At 65.1% G+C, this 18,252-nt stretch carries 17 protein-coding genes; 9 read left to right on the plus strand and 8 right to left on the minus strand.

The genetic code is table 11. From position 1 onward, the window contains the following. Positions 1-13 precede the first annotated feature (13 nt). Together DIZ22_RS16285 and DIZ22_RS16290 are read right to left on the minus strand one after the other, a co-directional pair. Positions 14-694 (minus strand): TetR/AcrR family transcriptional regulator, encoded by a 681-nt coding sequence (locus tag DIZ22_RS16285; RefSeq protein ID WP_048939240.1) that lies wholly within the window; start codon positions 692-694, stop codon positions 14-16. 210 nt (positions 695-904) lie between these two features. Next, complete coding sequence (locus DIZ22_RS16290) at positions 905-3,334, minus strand: TonB-dependent receptor (protein WP_048939241.1); 2,430 nt, start codon at positions 3,332-3,334, stop codon at positions 905-907. 258 nt (positions 3,335-3,592) lie between these two features. Between DIZ22_RS16290 and DIZ22_RS16295 the strand changes: the two genes are divergently transcribed. Beyond that, a complete protein-coding gene (locus DIZ22_RS16295; RefSeq protein ID WP_234415705.1) occupies positions 3,593-4,393 on the plus strand; it encodes an SDR family NAD(P)-dependent oxidoreductase in 801 nt (266 codons plus the stop codon). Between the two features lies 1 nt (position 4,394). Here DIZ22_RS16295 and DIZ22_RS16300 read toward each other — a convergent pair whose 3' ends face one another. The 4 genes from DIZ22_RS16300 to DIZ22_RS16315 all read right to left on the minus strand — a co-directional run bounded on the left by DIZ22_RS16300 (position 4,395) and on the right by DIZ22_RS16315 (position 7,490). Further along, positions 4,395-4,778 (minus strand): VOC family protein, encoded by a 384-nt coding sequence (locus tag DIZ22_RS16300; protein ID WP_037518825.1) that lies wholly within the window; start codon positions 4,776-4,778, stop codon positions 4,395-4,397. Positions 4,779-4,873: 95 nt separating this feature from the next. Continuing rightward, positions 4,874-5,341 carry a VOC family protein gene (locus tag DIZ22_RS16305; RefSeq protein WP_048939243.1) on the minus strand — a complete coding sequence of 156 codons (468 nt, stop codon included), beginning with the start codon at positions 5,339-5,341 and terminating at the stop codon, positions 4,874-4,876. Between the two features lie 3 nt (positions 5,342-5,344). Continuing rightward, entirely contained in the window at positions 5,345-6,496 is a 1,152-nt protein-coding gene (locus DIZ22_RS16310; protein WP_048939244.1) for a sulfotransferase, read from the minus strand. Positions 6,497-6,623: 127 nt separating this feature from the next. Beyond that, a complete protein-coding gene (locus DIZ22_RS16315; RefSeq protein WP_048939245.1) occupies positions 6,624-7,490 on the minus strand; it encodes an AraC family transcriptional regulator in 867 nt (288 codons plus the stop codon). A gap of 151 nt (positions 7,491-7,641) precedes the next feature. On the opposite strand from DIZ22_RS16315, the gene DIZ22_RS16320 reads away from it, so the two are divergent. From DIZ22_RS16320 to DIZ22_RS16355, 8 genes are read left to right on the plus strand one after another with little or no spacing between them, the layout of a single operon-like run. Beyond that, positions 7,642-8,463, plus strand: a complete 822-nt coding sequence (locus tag DIZ22_RS16320) for an SDR family oxidoreductase (RefSeq protein ID WP_048939246.1) — start codon at positions 7,642-7,644, stop codon at positions 8,461-8,463. A gap of 21 nt (positions 8,464-8,484) precedes the next feature. Further along, positions 8,485-9,498: a zinc-binding dehydrogenase gene (locus DIZ22_RS16325; protein ID WP_048939247.1), complete on the plus strand. Its 1,014-nt coding sequence runs from the start codon at positions 8,485-8,487 to the stop codon at positions 9,496-9,498. Continuing rightward, positions 9,495-10,754, plus strand: a complete 1,260-nt coding sequence (locus tag DIZ22_RS16330; RefSeq protein ID WP_048939248.1) for an alkyl sulfatase dimerization domain-containing protein — start codon at positions 9,495-9,497, stop codon at positions 10,752-10,754. Before DIZ22_RS16325 ends, DIZ22_RS16330 begins: the two co-directional genes overlap by 4 nt. Before the next feature lie 23 nt (positions 10,755-10,777). Next, positions 10,778-11,683, plus strand: a complete 906-nt coding sequence (gene cysD / locus DIZ22_RS16335) for a sulfate adenylyltransferase subunit CysD (RefSeq protein WP_107917538.1) — start codon at positions 10,778-10,780, stop codon at positions 11,681-11,683. Continuing rightward, positions 11,683-13,605 (plus strand): sulfate adenylyltransferase subunit CysN, encoded by a 1,923-nt coding sequence (gene cysN, locus DIZ22_RS16340; RefSeq protein WP_048939672.1) that lies wholly within the window; start codon positions 11,683-11,685, stop codon positions 13,603-13,605. The genes cysD and cysN overlap by 1 nt, the downstream gene beginning before the upstream one ends. Before the next feature lie 11 nt (positions 13,606-13,616). Continuing rightward, positions 13,617-14,366, plus strand: coding sequence for a 3'(2'),5'-bisphosphate nucleotidase CysQ (locus DIZ22_RS16345; RefSeq protein ID WP_199909689.1), 750 nt, complete (start codon positions 13,617-13,619; stop codon positions 14,364-14,366). A 21-nt stretch (positions 14,367-14,387) separates the two neighbouring features. Continuing rightward, entirely contained in the window at positions 14,388-15,551 is a 1,164-nt protein-coding gene (locus DIZ22_RS16350; protein ID WP_048939193.1) for a sulfotransferase, read from the plus strand. Positions 15,552-15,555: 4 nt separating this feature from the next. Next, positions 15,556-15,963, plus strand: coding sequence for a nuclear transport factor 2 family protein (locus tag DIZ22_RS16355; protein WP_048939194.1), 408 nt, complete (start codon positions 15,556-15,558; stop codon positions 15,961-15,963). Between the two features lie 4 nt (positions 15,964-15,967). Here DIZ22_RS16355 and DIZ22_RS16360 read toward each other — a convergent pair whose 3' ends face one another. Both DIZ22_RS16360 and DIZ22_RS16365 read right to left on the minus strand, forming a co-directional pair. Continuing rightward, the gene (locus DIZ22_RS16360; protein WP_048939195.1) at positions 15,968-16,885 is read right to left on the minus strand and encodes an SDR family NAD(P)-dependent oxidoreductase; all 918 of its coding nucleotides are present in this window, start codon (positions 16,883-16,885) and stop codon (positions 15,968-15,970) included. Between the two features lie 83 nt (positions 16,886-16,968). Beyond that, positions 16,969-18,186, minus strand: a complete 1,218-nt coding sequence (locus DIZ22_RS16365) for a CoA transferase (protein ID WP_234415704.1) — start codon at positions 18,184-18,186, stop codon at positions 16,969-16,971. Positions 18,187-18,252 lie beyond the last annotated feature (66 nt).

Raw genomic sequence — 18,252 nt, forward strand, 5'->3', positions numbered from 1 at the left:
GAAATCGGGCTGCCTATCCCTGGGCAACCCTGGGAAGCGGCGCGAGCGGACGGCCGAGCCGCTCGGCAATGTCGGGGAATTTGTCGCTGCGCATCGATCCGAACATGCAAAGGCGCAGGCATTCCTGGGCGAGGCGACGGCCAAGTGCCCGCCGTTCCCCCTCTTCACGCGCATGGCTGCGCGCCCAGATCGGCCAGAGAAAGGCGCCGGCCAGCATCAGCACCGACAGGACTTCGGCATCGACCCCCTCCTCGGCGAGATCGCTGTTGGCGAAGCGCTGGAGCGAGCCTTCATATTCGCGCCAGAAAGGGTCAGCCATCGGATCGGGCGAGGCCAGCAGCTGGAGCAGCCAGATGCGGCACAGCTCGGGATTGTCCATCGCGAACAAAGCCAGCCGGTCGGTGGTGTCGGCAATGTCGACTTCCTCGACCCGGCGCTCGCCGATCGTCTCGGGATCGCCGAAGACCGAACGGAACATGCGCTCCGACACCCAGTCCGCGGTCGCCTCGATCAGCTTCTCGCGGGTTTCGAAATGCTGATAGGCGGTGCCGCGATTGACGCCGGCGAGATGGGCGACTTCCGACAGGCTGACGCCATCCGGCCCATCCTTGGCCAGCAGCGCACGGGCTGCTTCCAATATGGCCTCGCGGGTCGCCACGGGATCGCGGGCGCGCCTTTTCCGAATGTCCGTCATGCTGCCTCACCTAGGTTGATCGTTCAGAGCCTATAATGATCAGCCCTGTTGATCGGCTCCATCCCTGCCCGCTCCGGGGCCAGAGTCAATCGCTGCGGCCCGGCGGCTGCGCCCTCATCGCTCCCGCGAAGGCCATGGCCCCAAACGCCGATCGGCCGGGCAACCCCCTGGGGCTGCCCGGCCGATCGTCTGGCCCTTGGCGCGGATGGATCAGCGCGAACCGAAGGCGAAGCGCAGATTGACGCCAAATTCGCGCGGCGGGGTGACCGTGGCACCGGTATAGGTGCTGGTATAGGTCGCCGCCGCCGTGGTCGCGCCGGTCGCGGTGAAGCCGGTGATCTGCTGATAGCCGGTGAAGAGCGGGGTGGTCCGCGTCAGCACCTTGGTCGTGTCGAACAGATTTTTGGCGAACAGCGAGATTTCCCAGCCGCCATCGGGATCGCGGATACCGGCATAGAGATTGACCAGCGCATAGGCGCTGACATCGTCATAATTATTGCCCGGATCGCCCTTCGACTTGCCGTTATAATTGACGAGGCCACGGATGAAGCCGTCGGTCTTGCCCGAAATGGTCGTGTGGAACTCGCTCTGCAACGTGGCGGTGATCGGCGGCAGGAAGGCCGCGCGCTGGCTCACGGCGCAAGCCGACAGATTATCGGCACCCACGGCCGCCTGCAGCTCCGCCAGGCTCGGCGCATTGCCGACCGGATCGGGGATGCCGTCACCGTTCAGGTCGTTGCACGGGATGGTGCCGTTCTTGATCTTGCCGAGCGAATAGCTGCCGGTCAGATTGACGTTCCAGCTGCGGGTGATGTCGAAGCCCAGTTCGCTTTCCACGCCGTTCACCTCGACCGGGACGGCGCCCACGAAGTTGAACGAGCCGACCTGCTGCGCGGTGCCGGTCACCTGGCCGGCTGCATTGCGGACGGCGACGGTGTTCACATAATAAACGCCGTTGTTGGGCACGCGATAGGGGAAATTCTTGTACTTCTGGTGATAGGCGGTGACGTTGAAGCGCATCCGCCCGCCCATCAGCGTGCTCTTGAAGCCCAGCTCATAGGATTTGGAGGTTTCGGGCGGCAGGTCGAGGAAGGACCGCTCCAGCGCCGACGGCGCGATGTTGAAGTCGCCGACCACGTTGATGCCCGGACGGAAGGAGCTGCCGGTGGCGGCATAGACCAGGAAGTCCGGCGTGAAATTATGCTTGATCGACGCGCTGTAGATCAGCTTGTCGGTATCCTGCGAGTCCGCGGCGATGGTGTTGCCGTTGACCGCCAGATAGTTGTTCGACTTGTACTTGATCTGGCGCAGGCCGCCCGACAATTCGGTTGCCTCGCCGAAATGGGCGGTCAGGTTGCCGAAGAAGGACTGTTCGTGCGACTTGCCGGTGCGGTCGATCTCGGTCTGCACCACCGAGGCGATGCCGCCGCCAAGCGCGGCAGGCAGGCGCACGATGGTCGGCGAGGTCAGGTGCGTCGGCGGGTTGAGCCGGTCGTCGAAGAAGCCGATGACATAGTCGAACATGTCGAAGACACGCTCTTCATTCTGCAACCGGATTTCATGCGAGGTTTCCTTGGCCACCGTGTCGGTGATCTGGTTGACGTCGCGGCCGATGAAGAAATTGCCATCGTCGACATTGTCGGTCGAATGGAATTTCTGCTTGGTATACATGCCCTGATAGATCAGGCGCTGGCCGGCAAAGGCCAGTTCCGACCGCCAGTTGAAGATGTCGAAGCGCTGGTTGATGATGCGCGGCTGTTCCTGGATCGACAGGCGATCCTTGGCCGTGATCAGCACCGGGCTGGGCGTGGCGTCGGGATTGGCCTCGCTGAAGGAAATCGCCTGGTCATAGGTCCGCGCATCGCGGTCCATATATTGATAGGTGCCCTCCAGCTTCAGCCAGTCGGTCGGCTCGATCGTACCGACGATACGCGTGCTCTTGGTGCGCGACCAGGGGCTCGGTCCGCCGCTGATCGGGCGAACGCGATCGGCATCATCCTCGTTCCAGACGCCCGACACGCGGATGCCGGCAATCCCTTCGATGATCGGCAGGTTGAGCCCGCCCTTGAAGTTGAGCGTGCCGATATCGTTGCCGGTCCAGTCGATGAAACCGCCGAACTGGTTGAGGTCGGGCTTGCGCGTGGTGATGGTGATCGAACCCGACGGCGAAGCGCGGCCGCGCAGCGTGCCCTGCGGCCCGCGCTGCACTTCGATCTGGCCGATGTCGTACATCTGCTGCAGCACGGCGCCCGGCGAGAGCGGCGCGTCGTTGAAGTAGAATTGGATGGTGCCGCTGTTGCCGCTGGCATTGGCGTCGAAATTCACGCCGCGCAGGCGCGCATTGCCGCCGATGCCATTGGCATTGTTGGTCAGTTCAAGGCCCGGCGCCAGCGCCTGGACTTCGTTGAAGGTGCGGATGTTGAGGTTGCCGATCGCCTGTTCGGTGACCGCGTTGACCACCGCGGGCACGTCCTGAATGTCTTCGCCGCGACGACGCGCCTCGACGATGATGATCTGGGCATCGAAACCGGTGTTGCTGGTTGCAGCCTGTTCCTCGGGCGCCTGGGCAAGAGCCGGCGTCGCGATGGTGAGTGCCGCGACACTCGCGCCGATCAAATAATAGGCCGACATGCGATTCATAAGTGAAGCCTCCCCAAATAAACATCATGTTGACTATTGAGTCACCATTGATGCAGTGATCTTTTTTGCTTTGGTTGATTCTCGTTATGCCTGATATTGGTGGCCCGAGAAGCCCGGCCGCCTTGCAGATGGCGACATATCGCCATCGCGATTCCACCAGATCGTCACTGATCCCCCAGGCGATTTGCGCCTGCCCATTCCCCCTGCATGATCGCCAGCCGATGGCGCATGAGAGGGGAGAGCGCAATGGACATGCAAATGACGGGCAGGGTCGCGATCGTGACCGGCGCGACCGCCAATATCGGCCGCGCCATCAGCCTGGGGCTGGCGGCCGAAGGGGTGAAGCTGGTCGCGGTGGGGCGCGACCAGGCGGCTGGCGCCCGGCTGGTGGAGCAGGCCGTCGCCGCCGGCGCGCAGGACGCCTGTTTCGTGGCGGCCGACCTCAGCGATCCGGCCGCGCCGGGGCAGATCCTGGCGGCGGCCTCCGCGCTGGGCGAGGTCGCGACCCTGGTCAACAATGTCGGCGGCAATATCGGCGCGGGATTCTTCGTCGATTCCGATCCGGCAAGCTGGGCTGGCGACATCGACCTCAACCTCGGCACGCTGCTGCGCATGACCCATGCGGTGTTGCCGGGCATGATCGCGCGCAAGGCGGGCGCGATCGTCAACATCGGCTCCACCGCGGGCATCGTCGGCGACTATATGCTGCCGGTTTATTCGGCGGCCAAGGCGGCAGTCCACGGCTTTACCAAAGTGCTGGCGAAGGAAGTCGGGCCGCACGGCATCCGCGTCAATTGCGTCGCCCCCTATGGCACCGTGTCGCGCGATCCCGCCGCCTTCTCCAGCGGCAGCCGATTCCACCCCGATCGCAACTTCTTTGGCCGGGCCTTTGCCAGCACCAGCCCAAAGGACATGGAGAAGCGGTCGCGCCAGACGGTACTGGGCCGGCCCGTCGCCTTTGCCGAGGAAGTCGCCTCACTCGCCGTCTATCTGGCGTCGGACCAGGCCGGCTTCATCACCGGCCAGGTCTATCCGGTCGACGGCGGCAGCCTGCTGTGAATCAGGCGTCGGGCGGACCGAAGCGGAAGATCGTCATCTTGTTGCCGTCCAGATCACGGAAATAGGCACCGTAGAAGCCGTTGGGATCATCACCGCGAATGCCGGGCTTGCCCTCGCACTTGCCGCCCAGTTCGAGCGCGCGGGCATGGACCGCATCGACCTGTGCCCGACTGTCCGCCTGGATGCCGACCTGATTGCCATTGCCCGGCGTTGCATCCCCCTCGAACGGAATGCCGATCAGCAGCATGCCGCCCTCGGCGGTCTTGTAGGCGATCAGGTCGGGCCGGTCATAGGCGCGCACCGCGCCCAGCAGTCCGGCAATGCCGTCATAGAAACGCTTCGCGCCGTCGAGGTCGCGAGTGCCGAAACGGGCCATGCTGATCATATTCGCTCTCCCTTTCAAAGCATCGCGCGCAAAAGTGGGAACCGGTTTTGCGCAACAGCGATGCGACAACAAAGACCTGGAGCGCGCTGCGCGCTCTAGAGGCCGCCCATGCCGCGCCAGCGGTCCGGCCCCATCCACACATATTCGACATAATGGCCGAGCCATTCCCGCGTATCGAGATAGACGAATTCCAGCATGCCCGGCGTCCCGCCCTTGAGCACAACCGGATAGGGCTGGTCCTCGACCCGCGCCATGAAGGCCGCCCAGTCATCGACCCGGTTGCAGATATGGTGGAACACCAGCCGGTCGTCGTCGGGCAGCGCATCGCGATAGAGCGCCAGCACATCGCCCGAGATCGGCTGGATCAGTTCGAACTGCATGTCGTCGACCCAGACGAAGGCGAGCTTCTGCACCCCCTGCCCCTCGCCCTGCGGCGTCCAGAGCTGCACCGGCACCTCGATCTCCGACAGGGAGCGGACATCCGCCTGATCGCGGAACTGGGCGACGGCCTTGTCGACATTGCGGGTGACATAGGCGTTCTGGAAATGATGGCCGGTCAGCATGGCTCAGCCCTCCCGCGCGACGTCATAGCGCGAAAGATAGCGCTCGAAATGCGGCGCCAATTGCTCCACCGACAGGCCATATTGGGCGAGCTTATAGTCGTGGCGACCGAACTTGCCCTGCGGATTATCGTCCAGCCAGGCTTGCATCGCCGCCTCTGCTTCCGGCGTGAAGGCATCGCCCAGCGCCGCGTAGAGCCGGCGCATCGTGCCGATCGGATCGCTGGTGAGGTCGGCATAATGGACGTCGACCATGCTGTCCTCGCCCAGCCGCTCGCGCGCATCCATGATCCGGTCGGCATGCAGCTTTGCCTGATAGGTGCAATTTTCCGCCAGCCATTCGGGATCGACCCGGCCGGTAAAGGCCATCTGCCCCAGGCTGATGATCGAGCAGAAGCTGCCCATGGCGGTGTAGGGATCGCGATGGGTCCAGATGAAGCGGGCGTCGGGATAGATTTTGCGGATCGTCTCGATCCACAGGCTGTGGCTCGGCATTTTGAGGTTCCACACGCCCGGCGCATCGGCCTGCAGCAATTGCAGGAAGCGTTTGTGATAGGCGTAAGCCGACGTCATGTCGGTCGAGAACAGCCAGTCGCGATAATTGGGCAGCTTCCCCCGCGATTCCAGCGCCAGCGCCTTGAAATCATGCGCCATGAAAAAGATGCATTCATTGGGATAGACGGCCGAATTGCGATAATATTTGCCCATTTCCGGCCGGGCGGCGAGCATCGCCTTTTCCTGCTCAAGCCGGGCGATGGCACGCGGGTCGCTCTTGAGCGTCGCGCTGGTCGCTGGCGGTACCGGTTCGTCAATCTCCCAGGTCAGCGGCGAGCGCCGGGCCGGATCGCAGGCCAGCAGATTGCTGAGCAGGGTCGTGCCGGTGCGCGGAATGCCGAAGACGAAGACCGGCCGTTCGACCGGCCGTTCCAGCAGTTCGGGCCGCTGCGCCAGATAGTCGGTGGTCCTGAGGCGATTGGACAGGAGGTCAACGACATTGGCCTCCATCCGCGCATGGCCGCTGTCCGACAGGCCGGCCTGGTTCGCGTCGGCCAGCAATATGTCCAGCCCTTCACGATAACTGTCGGAATCGAAGCGATCGAGGCCGGTGGCCTTGATCGCACGGTCGATCAGCGCGTCGGCAACCAAAGCAGCGCCCATGGCATGTCTCTCCTGATGTCTTTTGCCGCCATCATGGGCAGCCGGGCGAGGCGCGCCAATGCTGCCCGATCAAGTGAACGGGACGGACTATCGACATCGGGCCATATCAGAAGCGCGCAGCCACCCCCTATCGCGGGCGCGATGTCAGATGCTGGCGAAACTGGCGCGGCGTCGCCCCGGTGGCGCGGCGAAAGGCGAAGGCGAAGCTGGAAGGCGAGGCGAATCCGAGCGCGAAGGCGATCTCCTTGATGCTCTCGCTCGACCCCAGATAGCGTTTGGCGACATCGATCCGGCACTGGACGATATAGTCGCCGATCGAACAGCCCCGGCTGGCGCGGAAGCCGCGCGTCAGTTGCCGCACCGACAGGTTGCACAGAGTCGCCAGCTCCTCCAGCGAGGGCGACGCGCCGCCCAGTTGCAGCCGCTCGTCGATCCGCCGCAGCCGCCAGGTGGCAAGCCCTCCGGTCGCCGGTCCCTCGGCGATCGCCTGGCAATAGCGCGCCACCTCGATCGCCAGTTGCCCGGCGATCAGTTCGGTCAGCACGATGCTGCCCGGCCCCGGCCGGTTCACCTCCTCCGCCAGGCGGAACAGGCAGGCGCGCATATGCGGATGGGCGATGTCGAGACAGGCCGCGAGCCGACTGTCGGTCCATTCGATCGGGCCGTCGAGCCAGCGGTCGATCGCCTCCGCCTTGATCTCGCACACGACCGAAGACTGGCTGCCCTGCCCTTCGGTCCGCAACCGCAAGGCTTGCCCCGGCGGCACCAGGAAAATCTCGCCCAGCCGCTCATAGCGATGCGGCCCCCAATGCTCGGCATAGCAGCCGCGCACCCGCTCAGGCCGGGGGGTCAGGCACATGTCGAGCCAATAATGGCGCTCGCGCCGGAAAATGCGGTCGGTCGGCCCCGCCAGGTCGAGCCGCATGATCCGCGCCTGCGCCTGCGGCACTGCAATCTCGGCCTCGAAAACCGACCTGGCATAGGATTCCGCCATCGCTCCCCCGCTCTCTGGCCATGTTTGGCCCTATCGCTGCACTATGGCTCATTCTCGACAGTCTGGTCAATTGCGTCGGCGCCGGAGTCGCCCCCATCCTTGGGCCATCAGGCAAGCCGCCAACGATGCGGCACCCTATGGAGAGAGATGAATGGCTAAGGGTCTTTTCGACTGCACGGGCAAGGTCACGCTGGTCACCGGCGGCAATGGCGGCATTGGCCTGGGCTTCGCCATGGGCGTCGCCAAGATGGGCGGCGACATCGCCATCTGGGCGCGCAATGCGGACAAGAACGAAGCCGCCGCTGCCGCCCTGCGCGCGGCGGGCGCCGGCCGGGTCGAAACCTATCAGGTCGATGTCGCGTCGGAAGAGGCGATCGTCGACGGCTATGCCAAATTGCTCGCCGATTTCGGCCGCATCGACTGCGTTTTCGCCAATTCGGGTCGCGCCTCGCGCTCGCGCTCGGTGCTGACGCTGGATGCGGCGGAATGGCATGATCTGCTGGCGGTCAACCTGCACGGCGCCTTCTTCACCCTGCGCGAAGGGGCCAAGGCGATGGTCGCCCGCGCCGAGGCCGGCGAACCGGGCGGCAGCCTGGTTTATTGCGGCAGCCTGTCGATGTTCCATGGCATTGCCGGTATCAACAATTATGCCGCATCGAAGGGCGGCATGGGCGCAGCCGTGCGCGGCATGGCGGCCGAGCTGGGCAAATATGAGATCCGCGCCAACAGCATTGCGCCCGGCTATATCAAGACCGGCATCGGCGGCGATGGCGAAATGAGCGAGGAGATGAAGGCCCGCATGGCCGCCGTCGACGCGCATTTCTCGGCCAAGACGCCGATCCATCGCCCCGGCACGATCGAAGATTTCGAAGGCATCGGCGCCTATCTCGCCTCCGACGCGTCGCGCTATCATAGCGGCGACACGATCGTCATCGACGGCGGCAGCCTCGTCTACCCGCCCTACGCCTTCTGAGCCGATCGAAGGAGCGCCCCGATGCACCTGCTCAACATCCATGATGTGAACGACGTCCGGCTCGACGCCTATCAGCGGCCCGAGCCCGGCCCGAAAGACGTCGTCGTGAAGATGAAGGCCTGCGGCATTTGCGGCAGCGACCTCAGCTATATCAAGAATGGCGGCATTCCCGGCCCCGGCAAGCTGACCGCGCTCGGCCATGAGGGCGCGGGCGAGATCATGATTGTGGGTGACGAGGTCACGGGCGTCAGCGTCGGCCAGAGCGTCATCATCAACCCGATGATGACGCCCAGCTTCATCGGCAGCGGCGGACCGGAGGGCGCCTTTACCGAGGAATTGCTGGTCCGCGACGCGCGGCTGGGCGACAGCCTGCTGCCGATCCCGGACGGCATATCCTATGATGTCGCCGCCATGTGCGAACCGCTGTCGGTGGCGATGCACGGCGTCAACCGGGCGCAGGCCAAGGCCGGCGACAAGGTCGTCATCTTCGGTTGCGGCCCGATCGGCCTTGGCATGGTGCTGTGGGCGATCGACCGGGGATGCCAGGATGTGATCGCGCTCGACCTGGCCGAGGAACGGCTGGAACGCGCCCGCGCGCTCGGCGCCCACACGATCAATCCGGCCAAGGAAGATGTGATCGCCCGGATCAAGGCGATCCATGGCACCACCACCGTGTTCGGCCGCGAAAAGGCGCAGACCGACGCCTATATCGATGCGGCCGGCGCGCCCTCCATCCTGTCCGACGTGATCGCCATGGCCAAGACCCATGCCCGCCATGTCATCACCGCCGCCTATATGAAGCCGATCGAGCTGCCCGCCGGCCCGATGCTGACGACGGAAATGACGATCACCACGGCGGTCGGCTATCCGACCGAAATGCCCGACGTGATCGCCGCCATGCCGCGCCTCAAGGACAAGATCGCGGCGCTGATCAGCCACAAGCTGCCCTTCGCGCAGGTGATGGAGGGGCTGGAAATCGCCGCCCGCCCGCAATCCGCCAAGGTCATGATCGAGTTCGAGGGAGCCGACGCATGAGCACGCAATCCACTGCAGAGAAGCCGCAGACACCTTTGGGTGCCCTCGTCATGGCCGGACAGGGCCAGACCGACGCCGAAGCCATTACCGACAGCATCTTCATGGTGAAGGATATTTCCAACGCCTATCTGGTGACGACGGGCGATGGCGACCTGCTGGTCAATACCGGCTTCCTCGGCAATGGCGCGCGCAACAAGGGGCTGTTCGCGCCCCACCGCACCGGCGCGCTGAAGCGCATCATCGTCACCCAGGCCCATCCCGACCATTATGGCGCCCTGCCCGACCAGCAGGAGCCGGGTACGGAGGTGATCACGGGTGTCAATTTCGTTGACACCGAAGACTATTTCGACCGGCTCGGCCCGTTCCTCGGCATCCGATCGGGCAAGCTCTGGGCGTCGATGACCCGGCGCGACGGCCCACCGCCCAAGCCGCCGCGCATCGTCCCCGACCGCATGGTCGAGACCGTCCATGCCTTTGAACAGGGCGGCCGCAAGTTCGAGGTGGTGAAGACGCCGGGCGGCGAGACGCTCTGCTCGGTGTTCGTCTGGATGCCCGAGGAAAAGATCATTTTCACCGGCAATCTGTTCGGCCCGGTGTGGCGCTCCATGCCCAATCTGGTGACGATGCGCGGCGACCGCCCCCGGCTGGTGCGCGCCTATCTCCAGTCGCTGGAGCATGTCCGGTCGCTGGCGCCCGAACTGGTCATCACCGGCCATGGCGATCCGATCCGTGGCGCAGACACGATCCGCGCCGATCTCGACCGGATGCATGCCGCCGTCACCTATATCGAGCGCGAGACGATCGCCGGCATGAATGCCGGCCGGCATGTCCAGGATCTGATGCGCGAGATCGTCCTGCCCGAGGAGATCCGCATCGGCGAATTCCATGGCAAGACCAGTTGGGTGGTGCGCGCCATCTGGGAGGAAAATGCCGGCTGGTTCCATTATGAGGATGGCACCACTGCCCTTTATGGCGTGCCGCGCCCGACCGTCTATCCCGACCTTGTGGAACTGGCCGGCGGCGCCGGGGCGCTCGCCGCCCGCGCCCATGTCCATGCCGCGGCGGGGCGCCCGCTCGAGGCGCTGCACCTGCTTGACATCGCGCTGGGCGTCGCGCCCGACCATGAGGCAGCGCTGACCGTCAAGAAGGCGGCGCTCGAACAATTGCTCGCCCGCAGCGGCGGCACCAACCTGTCCGAAACCATGTGGCTGAAGGCGGAAATCGCCGACGCCGAAAAGCGGCTCCCGGCCGCCTGACCCCCATTTCAGGAAGCATAATCATGGCACGCAGTCTTACGCACCTCGAACGCCTTGAGGCGGAGAGTATACATATATTGCGGGAGGTAGTGTCGGAGGCGGATCGGCCTGTGATGCTGTACTCGGTGGGCAAGGATTCGGCGGTGATGCTGCATCTGGCCAAGAAGGCCTTCTATCCCTCGCCGCCGCCCTTCCCGCTGCTCCATGTCGATACCACCTGGAAGTTCCGCGCGATGTACGACCTGCGCGACAAGGCCGCGCGTGACGCAGGGATGGAACTGCTGGTCCATCATAATCCCGAGGCCCAAGCGCGCGGCATCAACCCGTTCGACCATGGCGCGCTCCATACCGACATGTGGAAGACGGAAGGGTTGAAGCAGGCGCTCGACAAGTTCGGCTTCGACGCGGCATTCGGCGGCGCGCGCCGCGACGAGGAGAAGAGCCGCGCCAAGGAGCGCATCTTCTCCTTCCGCACCGCGTCGCACGGCTGGGACCCCAAGAACCAGCGGCCCGAACTGTGGAACCTCTACAACGCGAAGAAGGCCAAGGGCGAGAGCATCCGCGTCTTCCCGATCAGCAACTGGACCGAGCTCGACATCTGGCAATATATCCAGCTCGAGGGCATCGAGATCGTGCCGCTCTATTTCGCCGCGCCGCGCCCCACCGTCGAGCGCGACGGCATGCTGCTGATGGTCGATGATGACCGCTTCCCGCTTGAACCGGGCGAAGTGCCGGTCGAGCGATCGATCCGCTTCCGCACCCTGGGCTGCTATCCCCTCACCGGCGCGGTCGAGAGCGAGGCCAGCACCCTGTCGGAGGTGATCCAGGAGATGCTGCTCACCACCACATCCGAGCGCCAGGGCCGTGCCATCGACAAGGATGCCGGCGGCGCCGGCATGGAGAAGAAGAAGCAGGAGGGGTATTTCTGATGTCCGACGTGATCACACAGGACCCCGTCTACCAGACCGATGCGCTGATCGCGCAGGACATCGACGCCTATCTCGACGTCCACCAGCACAAGACCATGCTGCGCTTCATCACCTGCGGCAGCGTCGATGATGGCAAGTCCACCCTGATCGGGCGGCTGCTCTATGATTCGAAGATGATCTTCGAGGATCAGCTCGAAGCGCTGCAGGCGGATAGCAAGCGCGTCGGCACGCAAGGCGGCGAGATCGACTTCGCCCTGCTGGTCGATGGCCTCGCCGCCGAGCGCGAACAGGGCATCACCATCGACGTCGCCTATCGCTTCTTCGCCACCGAGAAGCGCAAGTTCATCGTCGCCGATACGCCCGGCCATGAACAATATACCCGCAACATGGTCACCGGTGCCTCCACCGCCGACCTGGCCGTCATCCTGATCGACGCGCGCAAGGGCATCCTCACCCAGACGCGGCGCCACAGCTACCTCGCCCACCTGATCGGCATCCGCAACATCGTGCTGGCCGTCAACAAGATGGACCTGGTCGGCTATGACCAGGCCGTGTTCGACAAGATCGTCGCCGATTATGCCGCGTTCGCGCAGAGCATCGGCATCAGCGCCTTCACGCCGATCCCCATCTCCGGCTTCAAGGGCGACAATATCACCGCCCGGTCCGACAACACCCCCTGGTATCAGGGGCCCACGCTCATGGCGCATCTCGAAAGCGTCGAGGTCGATGCCACCACTGCGGCGGCCAAGCCGTTCCGCATGCCGGTCCAGTGGGTCAATCGCCCCAATCTCGATTTTCGCGGCTTTGCCGGCCTGATCGCCAGCGGATCGGTCAAGCCGGGCGACGCCGTGCGGGTGCTGCCCTCGGGCAAGACCAGCACCATCTCGCGCATCGTTACCCTTGATGGCGACCTCGACGAAGCGATTGCCGGCCAGTCAGTGACGCTCTGCTTCGCCGACGAGATCGACTGTTCGCGCGGCGACGTCATCGCCGTCGCCGACAATCCGCCGGAGGTCTCCAGCCAGTTCGAGGCGACCATCGTGTGGATGGATGACGAGGCGATGCTGCCGGGCCGGCCCTATTGGCTCAAGATCGGCACGCAGAGCGTGTCGGCCACCGTCCAGGCGCCCAAATATGTCGTCAACGTCAACACGATGGAGCATCTGGCCGCCAAGACGCTGGACTTGAATGCCATTGGCGTTGCCGAACTGGCGACCGACAAGCCGATCACGTTCGAGCCCTATGCCGATAACCGGACGCTCGGCGGCTTCATTCTGATCGACAAGATCAGCAACCGCACCGTGGCGGCGGGCATGCTCCACTTCTCGCTGCGCCGCGCCCAGAATGTCCATTGGCAGGCGACCGACATCGGCCGCGAGGCCCATGCCGCGCTCAAGAACCAGCTTCCCCGCATCCTCTGGTTCACCGGTCTCTCGGGCTCGGGCAAGTCGACCATCGCCAATGAGGTGGAAAAGCGGCTCGCGCTGATGAACCGCCACACCTTCCTGCTCGATGGCGACAATATCCGCCATGGCCTCAACAAGGATCTGGGCTTTACCGAGGCCGACCGGATCGAGAATATCCGCCGCGTCGGCGAGGTTGCCAAGCTGATGGCGGATGCGGGCCTGATCGTGCTGACCGCCTTCATCTCCCCCTTCCGCGCCGAGCGCGAGATGGTGCGCGAGATGCTGCCGGACGGCGAGTTCATCGAGATCTTCGTCGATACCCCGCTGGAGGTCGCCGAGGCGCGCGACGTCAAGGGTCTCTACAAGAAGGCGCGCTCGGGCAGCCTCAAGAACTTCACCGGCATCGACAGTCCCTATGAGGCGCCCACCAGCCCCGAGATACGGGTCAACACCGTCGAGATGACGCCGGAAGAGGCCGCCGAGCATATCATCCGCAAGATCATGCCGCTCAAATGAGAGAGGGCAGCATGACAGACGCGGACCTCGCCGCCCATCTCGCCGACACCGCCGGCCGCCTGTTGCTGGAGGTCCGCGCCTCGGGCCTGTTCAGCGCCAAGGCGCTCGGCAAGGCCGGCGACCAGACCGCCAACCAGTTCCTCGTCCATGCGCTGCGGGAACAGCGGGCCGAGGATGGGTTGCTCTCCGAGGAGATGGCCTGCGACGGCGCTCGGCTTACCCGCAGCCGCGTGTGGATCGTCGATCCGGTCGACGGCACCCGCGAATATGGCGAGGCGCGTGCCGACTGGGCTGTCCATGTCGGCCTTGCTATCGACGGCGTGCCGACCATCGGTGCGGTCGCGCTGCCGGGCCATGAGCAGGGCATCGTCCTGCGCACCGACCAGCCGCGCGCAATCCCGCCGGCGCCCGAGAAACTGCGCATGGTCGTCTCCCGCACCCGCCCCGCCCCCCAGGCGGTCGCGGTCGCAGAGGCGCTCGGCGCCGAACTGGTGCCCATGGGCAGCGCCGGCGCCAAGGCCATGGCGGTCATCCTGGGCCAGGCCGACATCTATCTCCATGCCGGCGGCCAATATGAATGGGACAGCTGCGCGCCCGCCGCCGTCGCACTCGCTCACGGCCTCCACGCATCCCGAATCGACGGATCGCCGCTCATCTACAACCAAGAAGACACCTACATGCCCGACCTCCTCATCTGTCGGCATGAACATGCTGATGCGGTGCTGGAGGCCTTGGCCGAGATCGCGGCGCAGGCCGCCTGAAGAACAGAAGGGAAGAGGATCATGACCACCGACACCATCGGCCTCGACGCCGACGCCCTGGTCGCCGCCGCGCGCGCACAGACCGGCCTCACCGATCTGGGCGACGACGCCATATTGGAAGGTCTGGACGTGCTGGTCGATGCGATCAACCGCGAGGCCAACCTCACCGAGGCGGCGCAGGGCCGCTGGGCGCAGCAGCTGACCGCGACGCTCGCCAACCGGCTGCAGGTCGAGGACTGGCTCGCCCGCCATCCAGACCTGCTCGACGCCCCGATCGAGAAGCCGATGTTCGTCTTCGGCCTGCCGCGCACCGGCACAACCTTGACCATCAACCTGCTGAACGCAGATCCGGCCCGCCGGTCCTTCCTGCGCTGGGAAGCGTTCAATTCGGCGCCGCCCGCCGCCGCCGGCACGCTCAGCAGCGATCCGCGCTATGTCGCGGAACAGGCGCGGCTCGACATGTCGCTCAAATATGCGCCGCATATCTCGGCCATCCATCATGAGGATGCCGACAGCCCGACCGAGTGCCAGTTCGCCATGGCACCGTCCTTCTGCGCCCAATATTATGACTCGGTCCTGCACATCCCGAGCTATCAGAAATGGCTGTTCGCCACGAGCTACCTGCCCGCCTTCCGCTATCACAAGCGGCTGCTGCAATTGCTGCAGGCGGAAAATGGCGGCCGCTGGACGCTGAAGAATCCCTGGCATCCGCTGTTCCTGGACGACCTGACCAGCGTCTATCCCGACGCCCAGCTGGTGATGACCCATCGCGATCCGGCCGATGTCGTCGGCTCGGCCTGCTCCCTCGTCTATCAGGTGCGCAAGATGTTCAGCGCCGATGTCGACCCGGTCGAGGTCGGCCGCTCGCAGCTGCGCACCTTCGACCTGATGATCGAGCGGATGCTGGCCTATCGCGCCAAGCATGGCCAGGATGCGATCCACGACATCCAGTATGACGACCAGCTGCGCGACCCGATCGGCGAGATGCGCAAGCTCTATGCCCGGTTCGACGAACCGTTCACGGCGGAAGCGCAGGCCGGCATGAGCGCGATGCTGGCCGCCAATCCACAGGGCAAGCATGGCAAGCACAGCTATGACCTGGCCGATTATGGCCTCGATCGGGCGCAGATTCACGCCCATTTCAAGGCCTATACCGACCGCTTCTCGATTCCCGTGAAGGCCTGATCCGATGGCGCAGACACATCATGATCTCGCCCGCCGCTTCTTCGCCGCCCTGTCGGCGGCGGCACTGCCGGACGAATTGCTGACCGACGACATGACCGCCTGGACGACGACATCGGGCGTCGATGCACCGCGCGCATCCTATCAGCGCGGCGTGGCGATGCTGGGGTCGCTGTTCCAGGGCGGGCTGAGCTTCACCGTCGATTCGCTGACGGCGGAAGCGGACCGGGTCGCGGCCGAGGTGCGGTCGGCGGGCACACTGGTGAATGGCGAGCCCTTCGCCAATCGCTATGTCTTCCTGCTGCGCATCCGCGACGGCCGGATCGCGTCGGTCGCCGAGCATTTCAACCCGGCGCCGGTGGAAGCCCAGATCAAGCCGCTGATCCAGGCGATGATGGCGGCCAAACAGGGCTGAGCGATCAGCCCTGTTTCATGCCCTCGCTGGCCATCGCGAAGCTGTAGCGCAGATGGTCGAGATGGCCGGTCGGGACCGGTGGGAAGAGCAACGCGTCCTGCGTGTCGCGTATCCCCTCCAGCCGATCGGCGATCTGCTCGATCGTCCAGTCGGGCTGGAACACGCCGACCGTTTCCATCGTGTAGGCCCGCGCGACGCGCCCGGCCATGGCGATCAGCATCTCACCGCTGACCGCGCAATCCTGATGCGCGAGATAGCCGACGGCGGGCGCGACCAGTTCCGGGTCCATCGGCGGATAGGCGCTGGTGTCGAGCCCTTCAGCCATGCGGGTGACGGCGCCGGGCAGGATGATGTTGCTCTTCACGCCATGGGCCGCGCCTTCGATCGCGGCGACATTGGCCAGGCCGATCATCCCCGCCTTGGCGACGCTGTAATTGACCACGCCGGCATTGCCATAAAGGCCGTTGATCGATCCGGTCAGGACGATGCGGCCATAGTTCGCCGCGCACATATGTGGGAAGGCGGCGCGCACGACATGGAAGGCGCCGCGCAAATGAACGTCGAGTACCGTCTCGAAATCGGCATAGCTGAGTTCCGCTAGGCCGCCGCGCCGGACGATGCCGGCATTGTGGATGAGGATGTCGATGCTGCCGAAATGGTCGCGGGCGAGGTCGATCATCGCCTGCCCGCCTTCAGGCGTGGCGACGCTGTCGGTCGAGGCGATCGCCTGGCCCCCGGCGGCGCGGATTTCGTCCACCACCGACTGGGCCGGGCCGGCATCGGTCCCTTCGCCCTGCATGCTGACGCCGGGATCATTGACCACCACCTTCGCGCCGCGCGCCGCCAGCAGCAGCGCATAAGCCCGGCCAAGGCCACGCCCGGCGCCGGTGATCAGGGCGACGCGGTCGTCAAATCGCAGCATGATAGTCTCTCTCCCGGATGATGATTGGCGGGGAGCTTAGCGGGGGCGGTGCCGTCGCCCCAAGCGGGCGGGGAAATGATCGCTCAGGCGACGATGCCGGCGTCCCGCAGTCGGGCGATGGTGCCCGCGTCCATCCCCAGCAAGTCTGCCAGCACCGCGTCGCTATGCTCGCCCAGAACCGGCGGGGCGCTCGGCACCGGCTGCTCGGCGCCGGGGAAGCGGAAGGGACGGTTGATGATCGGGATCGTGCCCAAACTCTTATGCTCGGTCTCCACCACCATGTTGCGGGCCAGCGTCTGCGGCTGAGCCAGCGCCTCACTGATGGTCAGGATCGGCGCATGGGGCACCTGATGCGCGGCGAACAGATCGGCAAGGTCGGCCACGGTGCGGGTCTGGGTCACCGCCGACAGCAGGGCGTTCACCTCCCCCCGCCGCTCGCGCCTCTTGTCGAGCATGTCGTAGCGCGGATCGTCGGCCAGCGCGTCCAGCCCCAGCGCGGCGCAGATTTTGCCCCAGAAATGATTGGTGAGGCAGGCGATGACGATCGACCCGTCGCTGGCCGGGAAGACGCCATAGGGGACCAGATTGGGATGTTGCGATCCCTGCGGCACCGGATCCTGCCCGGTGAAGAAGCTCAATTGTGCCAGATAGCCGAGCAGGCCGATCATCCCGTCCATCAGGCTGATGTCGATCAGCCGGCCGCGCCCGGTCGCATGGCGTTCGTGCAGGGCGGCGAGGATCGCGATCGGCCCGTTGATGCCGCCGACCAGATCGCCCAGCGGCATGCCGAGCTTGGTCGGCAGCCCGCCCGGCTCACCATTGACGCTGAGCGCGCCGGACATGGCCTGGAGCACGATGTCGAAGGACGGCCGGTCCTTGAGCGGTCCGGTCATGCCGAAGCCGGAAATGGCGCAATAGATGAGGCCTGGGTTGAGCGCCGACAGCGCCTCATAGCCAAGGCCCAGCCGGTCCATCACGCCGGGCCGGTAATTTTCGATGACGATGTCGGACTTCGCCGCCAGATCGCGGGCAATCGCCAGCCCCTCGGGGGCCTTGAGGTCGAGCACGATGCTCTTCTTGCCGCGATTGACGCTGAGGAAATAATGGCTCTCGCCTTCACGCAGCGGCGGAAAGCTGCGGGTATCATCGCCGCTGCCCGGCGGCTCCACCTTGATCACCTCCGCGCCCAGATCCGCGAGCGCCAATGCAGCCGAGGGGCCGGCCAGGACGCGAGTGAAATCCAGCACCCGCACCCCGGCCAGCGGCCCTGCCCATTCACTCTTTTCGTGGCTGTCCATCATGCCTCTTTCGGTGGGCCGTCCCATCCCAAATCCTCCCCAGGGGGGAAGGAACGGCCCGCAGCGCCC

The organism is Sphingobium sp. LF-16 (assembly GCF_003711185.1).
Taxonomy (GTDB): Bacteria; Pseudomonadota; Alphaproteobacteria; order Sphingomonadales; family Sphingomonadaceae; genus Sphingobium; species Sphingobium yanoikuyae_A.